The sequence below is a fragment of the Falsiroseomonas bella genome (assembly GCF_003173615.1).
GTDB classification, from domain to species: Bacteria; Pseudomonadota; Alphaproteobacteria; order Acetobacterales; family Acetobacteraceae; genus Falsiroseomonas; species Falsiroseomonas bella.
The window spans coordinates 194,067-207,993 of record NZ_QGNA01000004.1; the positions used below are offsets into that span (position 1 = coordinate 194,067).

Annotated in this window: 10 protein-coding genes; 9 read left to right on the forward strand and 1 reads right to left on the reverse strand. The window is 71.4% G+C overall.

Annotation, left to right across the window (positions count from 1 at the left end; translation table 11 throughout):
- Window positions 1-82 precede the first annotated feature (82 nt).
- Window positions 83-1,456: a PRC-barrel domain-containing protein gene (locus DFH01_RS17805; RefSeq protein ID WP_109871835.1), complete on the reverse strand. Its 1,374-nt coding sequence runs from the start codon at window positions 1,454-1,456 to the stop codon at window positions 83-85.
- A 291-nt stretch (window positions 1,457-1,747) separates the two neighbouring features.
- Here DFH01_RS17805 and DFH01_RS17810 point away from each other — a divergent pair, with 291 nt between their 5' ends.
- From DFH01_RS17810 to DFH01_RS17850, 9 genes are all read left to right on the forward strand, one after another.
- Complete coding sequence (locus DFH01_RS17810; protein WP_109871836.1) at window positions 1,748-2,446, forward strand: response regulator transcription factor; 699 nt, start codon at window positions 1,748-1,750, stop codon at window positions 2,444-2,446.
- On the forward strand, window positions 2,443-3,180 hold the full coding sequence (locus tag DFH01_RS17815; protein ID WP_109871837.1) for a cytochrome c oxidase assembly protein: 738 nt from the start codon (window positions 2,443-2,445) through the stop codon (window positions 3,178-3,180). Before DFH01_RS17810 ends, DFH01_RS17815 begins: the two co-directional genes overlap by 4 nt.
- Complete coding sequence (locus DFH01_RS17820; protein WP_199231280.1) at window positions 3,177-3,527, forward strand: c-type cytochrome; 351 nt, start codon at window positions 3,177-3,179, stop codon at window positions 3,525-3,527. The genes DFH01_RS17815 and DFH01_RS17820 overlap by 4 nt, the downstream gene beginning before the upstream one ends.
- Window positions 3,524-4,465, forward strand: coding sequence for a cytochrome c oxidase subunit II (locus DFH01_RS17825; protein ID WP_199231281.1), 942 nt, complete (start codon window positions 3,524-3,526; stop codon window positions 4,463-4,465). Before DFH01_RS17820 ends, DFH01_RS17825 begins: the two co-directional genes overlap by 4 nt.
- On the forward strand, window positions 4,462-7,023 hold the full coding sequence (locus DFH01_RS17830; protein ID WP_233256166.1) for a cbb3-type cytochrome c oxidase subunit I: 2,562 nt from the start codon (window positions 4,462-4,464) through the stop codon (window positions 7,021-7,023). Before DFH01_RS17825 ends, DFH01_RS17830 begins: the two co-directional genes overlap by 4 nt.
- Window positions 7,023-7,385: a hypothetical protein gene (locus DFH01_RS17835; protein ID WP_109871838.1), complete on the forward strand. Its 363-nt coding sequence runs from the start codon at window positions 7,023-7,025 to the stop codon at window positions 7,383-7,385. Before DFH01_RS17830 ends, DFH01_RS17835 begins: the two co-directional genes overlap by 1 nt.
- Window positions 7,386-7,394: 9 nt before the next feature.
- Complete coding sequence (locus tag DFH01_RS17840) at window positions 7,395-8,456, forward strand: sodium:calcium antiporter (protein ID WP_109871839.1); 1,062 nt, start codon at window positions 7,395-7,397, stop codon at window positions 8,454-8,456.
- A 120-nt stretch (window positions 8,457-8,576) separates the two neighbouring features.
- On the forward strand, window positions 8,577-12,713 hold the full coding sequence (locus tag DFH01_RS17845) for a choice-of-anchor I family protein (protein WP_109871840.1): 4,137 nt from the start codon (window positions 8,577-8,579) through the stop codon (window positions 12,711-12,713).
- Between the two features lie 170 nt (window positions 12,714-12,883).
- Complete coding sequence (locus tag DFH01_RS17850; protein ID WP_109871841.1) at window positions 12,884-13,861, forward strand: DctP family TRAP transporter solute-binding subunit; 978 nt, start codon at window positions 12,884-12,886, stop codon at window positions 13,859-13,861.
- Window positions 13,862-13,927 lie beyond the last annotated feature (66 nt).

The following is a 13,927-nucleotide window of genomic DNA, read 5'->3' on the forward strand; positions in this document are numbered from 1 at the left end:
CCGTGGAGGACCACGCTGCGGGAGGTGTCAGGGTGTCATCCCGGCGGCGCCGCGGCGCGCCACCGCCGGGATGTCCCGCGGCTCAGCGATAGAGCCGCAGGCCCTCGCCCCAGCCGCGCTCGCGACCGTAGTCGGCGACGCGATTGCGGTCGTAGCGCGGCAGTGCCTCGAGCTCCTCGCGCGTCATGTTCAGGGTGACGCGGTCGTTGTTGCCGCTGCCGAGCTGCAGTCGCTCGATCGGCACCATCGCTTCCTTCTCGCCGATGCCGAGGAAGCCGCCCCACTCGACGACGGCGGCGCGCACCTGGCCGTTGCCGTCGATCAGCAGGTTCCGCACCTCGCCCGCCTCACGCCCGTTGCTGCCATACACATTCGTGCCGATCAGGCGCTGCACGCTGGTCAGCGGGACGCCGCTGGCCGGAGAGGCGGCGGTCGTCTGGGGCTGAGACCCGGACGACTGGGCCGGCGCCGGCGTGGAGGTCGCACCGGTGCGCTGCTCCGTCTGGCGCTCGGTCGTGCCGGTCCGCTGCTCGGCCTGGCGTCCGGCCGTGCCCTGCTGCTGGGTGTTGACCTGCGCCTGACCCTGGCGCTGCACGGTCACCTGGGGCTCGCCCTGGCGCTGCACGGTCACCTGGGGTTCTCCCTGGCGCTGCACCGTCACCTGCGGCTCCGCCTGGCGCACCGTGACCTGGGGCTGCGGCTGCTGGACGGTGACCTGCGGCTGCGGCTGCTGCACCGTGATCTGCGGCGCCGGCTGCTGCACGGTCACCTGCGGCGCGGGCTGCTGCACCGCGATCTGCGGACCCGAACCGCCCGCAGCCTGCTGGCTGCCGGCCTGGCCGCTCTGGCTGCCCTGGGTTCGGGCGCCCTGGGACTGGCTGGTCTGGGTGCGCTCGGTCTGGCTCTGGCCAGCTGCGGCGGAACCGCCCATCCGCTGGGCCAGCGCGGCCAGCGCATCCGCCGCCTCGCCCAGCTGGCGCGCGGCCTGCTGCGGGTTCGGCTGCTGGCCCTGCAGCGCCTGGTTCGCCTCGGTCAGCTGCTCACGCGCCGTGCGGAATTCCTCGCGCTGCTGCAGCTCGTTCGGCACGCGACCGATCACGTTCATGCCGGCGCTGACGGCGGTGCGGGCCTGCGGGATGTTGGCGTTCTGCCCGCCCGAAAGCTGCTGCTGCGCCTGCCGGAGCGACTGCTCCGCGGTGCGCAGCTGGCCCATGACCGCCGGCTGCTGGCTGTCGGCCTGCTGGCTCGGCGCCAGCTGGCCCTGCTGCGCCTGGCCCTGCTGCGCCTGGCCCTGCTGCGCCGGCGTCTGCTGCTGCGTCTGCTGTTGCCTGGGCTGCTGGCCCTGCGGCTGCGGCTGCGCCAGCACGGGCGCGCCGACCAGCAGCGCCAGGGCCGCGACGCCGCCCACCAGCGTCTTACGCGACGCGAGGCGCGGGAAGTTTCGATCCGTGTGCATGATGTCCTGTCTCCTCATGGATCGTGCGCGCCTCGTCAGCCTGCGGCAGGCCACGTCCGGCACGCTCGATGCCAGTAGGTGGCGCGACGCGCCCCTGCCCGTGACTCCGTGCTGCTACCTAGGCGCGAGGCGGGAACCGATGCGGCGCCGCGGCGATTGCGGGAGGTGTCGTCACGGCCGCGATCCCTTCCGGCCGTGCCGGCGCCGATGAACCCGCGGGCGGCACAGGTGTTGGCGCTGCGCCGCCGCTTTCATCGCCACGCGGCAGCGCATTGCCGAAGGGAGGCCCTGATGTCGGCAGAGGCCCGCATCACGCATGTCGTGGACGACGAATCCGCGGCACGACGATCCCTGTCGCTGCTGCTGGAGGCCGCGGGATTCGGCGTCGAGACCTTTCCGAGCGCGGAGGCCTTCCTCCGCGCCGCGCATGACGGCCTGCCCTTCGGCTGCGTGCTCCTGAACCCGCGCATGGCGGGGCTGGACGGACCCGCGCTGCAGCATGCGATGGCGGAGCAGCGGCTGGTGCATCCGGTGATCGTGATCACCGCGCACGGCGATGTGGGCATGGCCGTCCGCGCGATGAAGGCGGGCGCCTGCGACGTCATCGAGAAGCCCTTCTGCGCCGAGGACGTGCTGCGCGCCGTCGCGGAGGCGCTGAGGCTCGCCGATGCCGCGCTGGAGGAGGCGCGCCGCGTCGCGGAGGCGGAAGCGCGCGTCGCGACGCTCTCGGCGCGGGAGACGGAGGTGCTGCAGGGGCTGGTCGCCGGGCAGCAGAACAAGATGATCGCGCAGGACCTCGGCATCAGCCCGCGGACGGTCGAGATCCATCGCGGGAACCTGATGGCCAAGCTGGGTGCGCGCAGCCTGCCGGAGGCGGTGCGCATCGCGCTCGCCGCCGGCGTGATCCCGATGGCCGCCGCTGCGAAGGAGGCCGCGCCGCGCCGCGTCGTGATGCGCTCGCTGCCGGCGCGCCAGGGCGCGCGGCAGTGACGGGCCTTCCCTTCTGCGGCGCGCCGCCGCTGCCCGGCGGCGCAACCTGGACGCTGGATCCGCTGCTGCTGGCGGTCCTCGCCGTCGCGGGCCTCGCCCTGGCGCGCGGCCTGCGCGGCGCCGACGCCATGACGCGAGGCGCGGCCGCGCTGGGCTGGGTGGTGCTCGCCGGCGCGCTGGTCTCGCCGCTGTGCAATCTCGCCGTGGCGCTGTTCGGCGCACGCGTCGCGCAGCACCTGCTCGTCACGCTGGTCGCGGCGCCGCTGCTTGCCCTGGCGTTCGCGGATCGCACGCGCGCGCCGATCCCGGCCGTTGCCGTCTTCGCCGCGCTGTTCTGGATCTGGCACCTGCCCGGCCCCTATGCAGCGAGCTTCCATCCCGACGGCATCGCCTGGTGGTGGATGCACGGCACGCTCTCGCTCGCCGCGGTCTGGCTCTGGTCGGCGATCCTGGGCGCGCGACGCGACCGCCCGGTCGTTGCCGCGCTGGCCGGCCTGCTCACCGGGCTGCAGATGGGTGCGCTGGGCGCGCTACTCACCTTCGCGCCCCGCCCGCTCTATGCGCCGCATGCGCCGGACGTGACGCTGCCCTGGGGGCTTACGCCGCTGGAGGACCAGCAGCTCGGCGGGTTGCTCATGTGGGTGCCGGGCGGGCTGCTCTTCGCAGCGGTGATGGTGGCGACGCTCGCCGTGCTGCTCCGCGCGCCGTCCACGGCCAGACACGCGGGTCCGTGAGCGTCTCGCGGACGGTCCTTCTCGGCACGGTGCTGGCCGCCGGCGGCGCGGCCGCGCAGGACGCGTCCGGCGACGCCGCGACGGGTCGCGCGCTGGCCGCCGCGCATGGCTGCACGGCCTGTCACGTGATCCCGGGGCTGCGCGGCCTCGGCAGCCATGTGGGACCCTCGCTGGCCGGCATCGGGGGCGGCCGCTACATCGCGGGCGTCCTGCCCAACACGCCGGAGAACCTGGTGCGCTGGCTGCGCGACCCGCCCGCGGTCGCGCCCGGCACCGCCATGCCGGCCCTCGGCCTGGACGAGGCGACGGCGCGGCACATCGCCGCCTTCCTGGCGACGCTGCGATGAACCTGCAATCGGTGCTGTCGCCCGCGGGGCCGTATGGCGCGCAGATCGCGCAACTCACCTGGCTGCTGTTCGGGGGCGGCGCGGTGATCTTCGGCGCCGTGCTGCTGTTCCTTCTGGTGGCGCTGCTCGCCGGCCCGCGCAGCCGCGCCACGCTCGGCTCGCGCCGCTTCGTGCTCGCCGCCGGCGTCGGCTTTCCCGTGGCGGTGCTGGGCCTGCTGCTGGTGCACATCCTGCTGGTCGGCCGCGCCGTCAGCCTGCCCGTTCCCGGCGATGCGCAGGCGCTGCGCATCGAGATGATCGGCCGGCAATTCTGGTGGGAGGTGCGCTACCCGGAGACGGAGAGCGGCGCCGGCTTCGTCACCGCGAACGAGGTCCACATCCCCGTCGGCCGCGACGTGGTGCTGGAGGTCGCTTCCGGCGACGTCATCCACTCCGTCTGGATCCCCGCGCTGCACGGCAAGATCGACATGATCCCGGGCCGGGTGAACCGGCGCGTGATCCGCGCCGACCGGCCGGGCGTGATGCGCGGGCAGTGCACCGAGTATTGCGGCGTGCAGCACGCGCTGATGGCCTTCTTCGTCGTCGCCCGGACGCCGCAGGAGTACGAGGATTGGCTGCAACGCCAGCGCCGGCCGGCGGCCGAGCCGGAGGACGAGTTCCTCGCCATGGGCCGCCGCGTCTTCGGCGAGGTCGGTTGCGGCGCCTGCCATGCGGTGCGCGGCACGGAATGGACGGCGCGGCTCGGGCCGGATCTCACGCATGTCGGCAGCCGCCTCTCGCTCGCCGCCGGCGCGCTCGACAACCACCGCGGCACGCTGGCGGGCTGGATCGCCGGCGCGCAGGACCTCAAGCCGGGGAACGCCATGCCCTCCTTCGCCGCCGCGCTCGACGGGCCGGAGCTGCGCGCCGTCGCCGCCTGGCTGGAGAGCCTGAAGTGACGCCGCCCGAGAGCCTGGCCGATCCGCTCTCGCGCGATGCGCCGCTGCCCAATCCGCTGCCGCGCCCGGAGGGCGAGCTGGAGGAGCTGGAGCGCATCTGGCGCCGGCCGCGGGGCTGGCGCTTCGTCACGGTCGTCAACAACAACTGGATCGGCACGCTCTATCTTGGGACCGCCGGGCTGTTCTGCGTCTTCGCGGTGATCCTCTCGCTGCTGATGCGCGCCCAGCTGGCCGTGCCGGCCAACGACTTCCTCGCCGCGGAGCGCTACAACCAGTTCTTCACCGTGCACGGCACGGCGATGATGTTCCTCTTCGCCGTGCCGGCGGTGGAGGCGCTCGGCGTCTATCTGCTGCCCGCGATGCTGGCGGCGCGCGACCTGCCTTTCCCGCGGCTCTCGGCCTTCGCCTTCTGGGCCTATGCGATCGGCGGCACGGCCTTCTTCGTGTCCCTGTTCTTCGGCGTGGCGCCGAATGGCGGCTGGTTCATGTATCCGCCGCTGACCAGCAAGGAGTACTCGCCGGGCATCAACGCCGATTTCTGGCTGCTCGGCATCGGCTTCATCGAGATCTCCGCCATCGCCGGCGCGATCGAGATCATCGTCGGCATCCTGCGCAACCGCGCGCCGGGCATGAGCCTGTCGAAGATGCCGCTCTTCGCCTGGGCGATGCTGGTCTTCGCGGTGATGATCGTCTTCGCCTTCCCCGCGGTGATCTGGGCGACGATCCTGCTGGAGCTCGAGCGCGCCTTCGACTGGCCCTTCTTCCTGGCCGACCGCGGCGGCGACCCGCTGCTGTGGCAGCACCTGTTCTGGTTCTTCGGCCACCCGGAGGTCTACATCATCTTCCTGCCGGCGGCGGGCGCCGTCTCCATGATCATCCCCGCGATGGTGCAGGCGCGGATGGTCGGCTACGGGCTGGTCGCGCTGGCGCTGGTGGGCACGGGCTTCCTCAGCTTCGGGCTGTGGGTGCACCACATGTTCGCCACCGGCATCCCGTCGCTGTCGCTCAGCTTCTTCTCCGCCGCGTCCTTCGCCGTGACGGTGCCGAGCGGCATCCAGGTCTTCGCCTGGATCGCGACCATCGCGACGGGGCGGCCGAGCCTGCAGGTGCCGATGCTGTTCATCCTCGGCTTCCTCTTCATCTTCGTGCTGGGCGGGCTGACCGGCGTGATGGTGGCGGTGGTGCCCTTCGACTGGCAGGTGCACGACACCTACTTCATCGTCGCGCATCTGCACTACGTGCTGATCGGCGGCATGGTCTTCCCGCTGATCGCGGGCGTCTACTACTGGGCGCCTTCCGCCAGCGGGCGGCGCATGTCGCGCAGGCTCGGCACCTGGGTGTTCTGGCTGCTCTTCGTCGGCGTCAACCTGACCTTCTTCCCGATGCACATCAGCGGGCTGATGGGCATGCCGCGGCGCGTCTGGACCTATCCGGAAGGCATGGGCCTCGACCCGTGGAACATGGCCTCCACCATCGGCGCCGGCATCGCGGCCTGCGGCATCCTGCTGCTGATCCTGGACCTCGTGCTGCACTTCCGCATCTCCAACGACGCGGAGGGCAATCCCTACAAGGGCGGCACGCTGGAATGGCTGCCGCAGGGCAACTACGCCGCGCGCAGCATCCCGCGCATCCACAGCCGGGAGCCGCTGTGGGACAATCCCGCGCTGGAGGAGGAGGTGAAGCAGGGCCGGCACTTCCTGCCCGGCACCGTCACCGGCCTGCGCGAGACGATCGTGACCAGCCCTGTGGAGGCGCGGCCGCAATATGTCGCGATCATCCCCGGCCCCGGCTGGGGCCATGTGATCGCGGCGATCTGCACGGCGGGCTTCTTCCTCTCGCTCACGGTGCAGCTCGTCTGGCTCGCCGCCGCCTTCGGCGCCGTCGCGATCGGCGCGGTGGTGTGGTGGCTGTGGACCGGCACCGACTACGGCCCGCTGATCGAGAAGGCGGACATCGGCGGCGGCCTGCGCCTGCCGGTCTATGTCACCGGCCCGGACAGCGTGGGCTGGTGGGCGATGGTGGTGCTGATCCTGGTGGACGCCACGACCTTCGGCTGCCTGATCTTCACCCATGCCTTCCTGTGGCTGTCCCAGGCGCAGCCGGGCTGGCCGCCCGAGGGCACGACGCTGCCGGAGCTTGCCTCGCCGGCCGTTGCGGCGGCGCTGGTCGCGGGCAGCGCGGCGCTGGTCTGGCTTTCCGACCTGGCGCTGCGGCGCGGGCGCCATATCGCGATGGCGGTGCTGATGCTGGGCGCGCTGGCGCTGTTCCTCGGTGGCGTGACGCTCGATCTCGGCACCTGGTGGGATGCCGGACTGCGACCCACGGTGCACTCCTTCGCCGCGGCGGTCTACGCCAACCACTTCTGGCAGGGCTTCCACGCCGTGCTGCTGGCGATGATGGCGCTCTACGTCGCGGCGCGCGCCTTCGCGGGGCTGATCGGCCCGGTGCGCCGCGTCACCTTCGACAATGTCCGCATCTTCTGGTTCTACGCGGCGGCCCAGGCGCTGGCCGGGATGGCGCTGGTCCACCTGTTCCCGCGCCTTGCGGGATCCGGCTGATGCGCGCACGCGGCATGCCGGCGATCATCGGCGTCGTGGCCGCGCTGCTGGTCTGGGCGGTGCATTTCCTTGCCATCTACGGCGCCCAGGCCACCGCCTGCATCCGTGCCGCGCCCGATGCGGAACTGTTCGGCCAGCCGCTGGTGCCGGCGCTCGTGCTGGGGCTGACGGCCGTGGCGCTGCTCGCCGTCGCGGCGATCGGCCTGCTCGCCTGGCGTCGGCTTCCCTCCGGCATGGCGGGCCAGGAAGGCGAGGACCAGCCGTGCTTCCTGGCCTGGCTGACCCTCGCCACCGCGCTGTTCGCCGCGCTGGCGATCCTGTGGGAGGCATTGCCGGTGCTGATCCTGCCGCCCTGCGGCTGAGGGGGCGCGATGTTCAGCTTCGAATCCTGGTCGCTCTGGCTGCTCGCCGCCGTCTTCGCCGGCGCCGCCGCGGTGGTGTGGATCGCCGGCTCGCGGCTTGCCGGCTATGTGGACCGCATCAGCGACCGCACGGGCATGGGCAAGGGCTTCGCCGGGCTGGTGCTGCTGGGCGGCATCACCTCGCTGCCGGAAGTCGCGGTCTCCACCACCTCCGCGTTGACGGGGGAGGAGGTGCTGGCGGTGAACAACCTGCTCGGCAGCGTCGCCGCACAGGTTGCGCTGCTCGCGCTGGCCGATGCGGTGATCGGGCGGGAGGCGCTGACCTCGGTCGTCGTGCAGCCGGTGGTGCTGCTGCAGGCGGCGCTGAACGTGATCCTGCTGGCGCTGGTCGCCGCCGCGATCACCACGGGCGACATCGCGATCGGCCCCTTCGGCGTCTGGAGCCTGGTGCTGCTGCTGGGCTACCTCGCTTCGATCTGGGCGTTGTCGGGCAGTGAGGGCCGCATCGCCTGGATGGTGCCGCCGGAGAAGGGCGGCGCGCCACCGGCCAAGCCGGCGCCGGCCGATGACGGGAAGGACGAGGGCTCGATGCGCGGGCTGGTGCTGCGCACCGTCGGGGCCGCCGCCGCGATCCTCGTGGCCGGCTACCTGCTGAGCCAGACCGGCGCGGCGGCGGCGGAGAAGACCGGGCTCGGCTCGGCTTTCTTCGGCGCGACCTTCGTTGCCGTCGCCACCTCGCTGCCGGAGATCAGCACGATGGTCGGCGCGGTGCGGCTGAAGCGCTACGAGATGGCGCTGGGCGACATCTTCGGCACCAACCTGTTCAATGCGGCGCTGATCTTCGTGACGGACGCGCTATCCGGCGGCGATCCGGTGCTGGGACGCGTCGGCGCCTTCTCCGCCTTCGGGGCGCTGCTCGGCCTGGTGCTCACCGCGCTGTTCATGGCGGGCCTGGTGGAGCGGCGCGACCGCACGGTGCTGCGCATGGGCTGGGACAGCCTGGCCGCGCTCGCCTGCTACGCCGGCGGGATCGTCGTGCTCTGGCTGCTGCGCGGCCAGACCGGCGGCTGACACAGCTTGCTGCGCGTGAACGGCGCGGCGCGTCTTCACCATCCGGAAGGCGTTTCGTCATCGGTCTGTCATGCCGGCCTCATATCCCACCGCGCGACAACGCCTGGGAGATGCATGCCGATGTCGCTTTCGAACACGCCGACCAATGCCCTCGCCATCGAGGTCCTGGGTTCGCTGGGCCTTGCGGGGGCGGAGATCTCGGCCTTCGATCCCGGCAGCAACCGCCTCTTCGTCACATCGAGCGCGGGCCTGCAGGTGGTGGACCTGTCGAATCCGGCCGCGCCCGCGCTGGTCACGACGATCGACTTCACCACGCTGGGCTTCGCGACCACCGACGTCACCTCCGTCGCCAGCAAGGGCGGCATCGTGGCGGTGGCGCTGCCGGCCAGCCCGAAGACCGATCCCGGCCATGTCGTCTTCCTCGACGCCGCGACGGGCGGCCTGCTCGGCTCCGTCGAGGTCGGGTCGCTGCCCGACATGGTCACCTTCACGCCGGATGGCATGAAGGTGCTGACCGCGAATGAGGGCGAGTACGCCAGCGACGGCAGCGATCCCGCGGCGGGCAGCGTCTCCATCATCGACATCTCGGGCGGCGTCGCCGCCGCCACGGTGCAGACCGCGGGCTTCACCGCCTTCGACGGCCAGGAGGATGCGCTGCGCGCGTCCGGCGTGCGCATCTTCGCCGGCAAGTCCGTCTCCCAGGACGTGGAGCCGGAATACATCGCGATCTCGGCGGACGGCGCGAAGGCGATGGTGACGCTGCAGGAGGCGAACGCCGTCGCCGTGCTCGACATCGCGAGCGCCACCTTCACGGACATCGTGCCGCTCGGCTTCAAGGATTTCTCGACGTTCTTCGCCGATTTCAGCGACCGCGACGGGCCGGGCAACGCAAACCTGGTCAAGCTCGTCGGCGGCATGCCGGTCTTCGGGATGTACATGCCCGATGCGATCGACAGCTACCAGGCGGGCGGCAGCACCTATTTCGTGATCGCCAACGAGGGCGACGACCGCGACGACTTCATCACGCCCGACGAGACGGTGCGCCTCGGCAGCCTCGACCTCGACAACGCGACCTTCCCGAACGAGGCGGCGCTGAAGGCGAATGCCGTGCTCGGCCGCCTGACCGTGACCAATGCCGGCGTCAGCGGCGACACGGACGGCGACGGCGACATCGACCGCATCCAGATGCTCGGCGGCCGATCCTTCTCGATCCTCGATGCCGATGGCGCCATCGTCTTCGACAGCGGCGACGTGATCGAGCGCATCGCGAGCCACATGGTCTTCAACGGGCCGCTCGCCCTCGGCGATTTCGACGGGCGTTCCGACAACAAGGGGCCGGAGCCCGAGGGCATCGAGATCGGCGAGATCGGCGGGCGCATCTACGTCTTCGTCGGCCTCGAGCGCGCGAACGCCAACCTCGTCTTCGACATCACCGACCCGGCCGACGTCGCCTATACCGGCATGGTGCGCCGTTCCGGCGATGTGAGCCCGGAGGGCAGCCTGTTCATCTCCGCCGCTGACAGCCCGACGGGCCAGGCGCTCTTCGTCGTCAGCAACGAGGTCAGCAGCACCGTCTCGGTGTTCGGCATCGAGGATCTCGGCGCCGAGCAACCCTTCACGCTGCAGCTGCTGCATTTCTCGGATGGCGAGGCCGGTCTGCTCGCCGGCGACACCGCGCCCTACCTCGCCGCGCTGGTGGATGCCTTCGATGATGACTACGCGAACACGCTGATCCTCGCGGGCGGCGACAATTTCATTCCCGGCCCCTTCCTGGCGGCCGGCACCGACCCCTCGGTCGCGGCGACGCACAACAAGGGCAACAACCCCGGCGCCGCCGACATCGAGATTCACAACCGGATCGGCGTCGAGGCCTCCACGGTCGGCAACCACGAATTCGACCTCGGCACCAACGCCTTCTCCGATATCGTGAACGATGCGGCCTTCCCCTATCTCACCGCAAATCTCGACTTCTCCGCGGACGGCGCCCTCGTCGGCCGCTACCAGGAGACGGTCGGCACCGGCGGTCTCGAGAATGCCGCGAGCCTCGCGCGGAAGATCGTGCCCTCCGCGGTGGTGAGCAAGGGCGGCGAGCTGATCGGCCTGGTCGGCGCCACCACGCAGATCGTCGAGACCATCTCCTCGCTCGGCGGCGTGGAGGTGAAGGGCTTCGCCGGCGACGGCAGCGAGGCCAACGACATGGCGCTGCTTGCCTCGCAGCTGCAGATCGTGATCGACGACCTGCGCGACCAGGGCGTGAACAAGATCGTGCTGATGGCGCATCTGCAGCAGATCGCCTTCGAGCAGGCGCTCGCCCCGCTGCTGGAAGGCGTGGACATCATCCTCGCCGCCGGCTCCAACACGCGCCTCGGCGACGGCAACGACTTGGCGGTGGACTTCCCCGGCCACGCGGCGAACTTCGCCGGGTCCTATCCGATCGTCACCGCGGGGCTCGACGGCGACACAACGCTGATCGTCAACACCGACAACGAGTTCACCTATCTCGGCCGCCTCGTCGTCTCCTTCGACAGCGAGGGGCGGATCATCCCCGGCTCGCTGGACGAGGGAGTGAGTGGCGCGACCGCCGCGACCGCGGCGAATGTCGCCACCGCCTGGGGCGTGGACGAGGCGGATCTCGACACCACCGCCTTCGCGGACGGCACCAAGGGCGCCGCGGTGCGGCAGATCACCGATGCGGTGGATGGCGTCATCCAGGCCAAGGATGGCGAGGTCTGGGGCTTCACGAATGTCTACCTGGAAGGCGAGCGCAACCTGGTGCGCAACCAGGAGACCAACCTCGGCAACATCACCGCCGACGCCAACCTGCTGGCCGCGCAATCCGCGCTTGGCGACGGCGTGCTGGTCGGCTCGCTCAAGAACGGCGGCGGCATCCGTGCGCAGATCGGCTCCGTCGAGGTCGGCAGCGGCGACAAGGAACCGCCGCTGGCGAACCCCGATGCCGGTAAGCCGGCGGGTGGCGTCTCGACGCTCGACATCGAGAATTCCCTCCGCTTCGACAACAAGCTGATGGTGTTCGACACCACTGCGGCGGGGCTGAAGGCGATCCTGGAGCATGGCGTCGCCCTGCTCGGCAACCAGGGCCGCTTCCCGCAGATCGGCGGCATCAGCTTCGCCTATGACCCGGATGCGGATGCCGGCGAGCGCATTTCCGACCTCTCGGTGATCGACGACAGCGGCGCCATCGTCGCGCGCCTCGTGCAGAACGGCGTGGTCCTGCCGACCGCGCCGGCGACGATCAGCATGGTCACGCTGAACTTCCTGGCCAATGGCGGCGACGGCTACCCGATGAAGGCGAATGGCGCGAACTTCCGCTACCTGCTGGACGACGGCACGCTCGGCCCCGCGCTGGACGAGGCGCTGGATTTCGTCGCCGTCGCCCCGGCGAATGCGCTCGGCGAGCAGAAGGCGATGAAGGACTTCATGCAGGCGGTCCACGGCACGCCGGCGACCGCCTTCGATGCGGCGGACACGGCGGTCGGCGAGGATTGCCGCATCGCCAACCTGGACTTCCTGGATGGCCGCTCCGCCACGGGCGACGACGACGCGGAGCGCCTCGCGGGCCGCGCCGGCGACGACAGCCTGGCCGGCGCGGGCGGCGACGACACGCTGCTCGGCCTGTTCGGCGCCGACAGCCTGGAGGGCGGCGAGGGCGACGACCGCATCATCGCCGGCGCCGGCAACGACACCGCGCTGGGCGGTACCGGCAAGGATCGCATCCTGGGCGAGGCCGGCAATGACAGCCTCGATGGCGGCGGGGATGACGACATCCTCTTCGGCGGCGCGGGCAACGACGCGATGCTCGGCGGCGCGGGCAACGACCGGCTGCTGGCCGGCGCCGGCAACGACAGCGTGCAGGGCGGGGACGGCCTCGACGTGCTGTTCGGCGAGGCCGGCGCGGACACGCTGGTGGGTGGCGGCGGCGTGGACCTGCTGCTCGGTGGCGCGGGCGCGGACCTGTTCCGCTACCTGGCCTTCGCCGACAGCGCGGCGACGGCACCCGACCGCATCATCGGCTTCTCGGCCGCCGAAGGCGACCGGATCGACCTCTCCGAACTCGCGGCCGACCCGCTGGTCTTCGTGACCGGCGCCTTCCTGGGCGGCGGCCTCGCCTCGGTGCGGGTGCGCCAGAACACCCTTGACACCATCCTGCAGGTGGATGACGGCAGCGGTGGCGCGCCCGACATGATCATCAAGCTGTCGGGCCTGCATGCGCTGGGCGCGGGCGACCTGATCCTCTGACACGAAGGCCCCCGCGCTGTCCGGCGCGGGGGCCGCAGCCCTATCCCCGATGGCCCCGGCCGCGCGCTCTCCGCCGCGCGGGAGGCGGGATTGAAGCGCCGCCCCCCCTTCACTTATAGGGGGCCAGCCGGCGCCGCACGCGGTGCCTCGTCCTTGGGGAGACAACGCCGATGCACCTGAACCGTCGCCTGATGCTGGCCGCTGCGCTGGCCCTGTCGCTGTCCGCGGCACCCGCCCTCGCGCAGACCCAGGTCACCATCCAGAGCCCGATCGGCATCAACAGCCACTACGGGGCCGGCGCGTCCGCCTTCAAGGACACCTTCGAGCGGCTGACCAACAACCGCTTCCGCGTGGTCTACCAGCGCAACGACAACGAGCGCGAGGCGATCGAAAGCGTCCAGATCGGCACCATCGAGTGCAACATCACCTCGACGGGCCCGGTCGGCAACTTCGTTCCGGAAACGCGCAACCTGGACGTGCCCTTCCTGTTCCGCGACACCGCGCATGCGCGCGGCGTGCTCGACAGCGAGATCGGGCAGGAGATGCTCGGCCGCTTCCCCGCGCGCGGCATCATCGCGGTCGCCTGGCTGGAGAACGGCTTCCGCCACATGACGAACAGCCGGCGCGAGGTGAACACGCCGGCCGATGTGCGCGGCCTGAAGGTGCGCACCATGGAGAACCCGGTGCACATGCGCGCCTTCCAGACGCTCGGCGCCCTGCCGACGCCGATGGCGTTCAGCGAGCTGGTGCCGGCGCTGCAGCAGGGCACGGTGGACGGGCAGGAGAACCCGATCCCGGTCATCCTGAACAACAACCTGAACCAGGTGCAGCGCTACCTGACGCTGACCGGCCACGTCTATTCGCCGGCGCTGCTGCTGTGCAGCCCGGCCTTCGTGAACCGGCTGAGCCAGCAGGACCGTGCCGCCCTGATGCAGGCCGGCCGTGACGCCGCGGCGGCCAACCGCGCGCGCGTGACCGCCGACGAGCAGACCGGCGTGGAGGAGCTGCGCCGCCGCGGCATGACGGTGGTGACGCAGGTGGACAGCGCGGCCTTCCAGCAGGCGCTCGCCGGCGGCTCGGCGCAGATCGAGCAGGGCCTCGACAGCGCCCTGATCCGCCGCATCCGGGAGTGGCGCCCGGGCTCGTGAGCCCCGACGTCGCGGGCTGACAGGGGCGCGGGGGCATCCCCCCGCGCCCTTCTTCTTGGGCGGGAG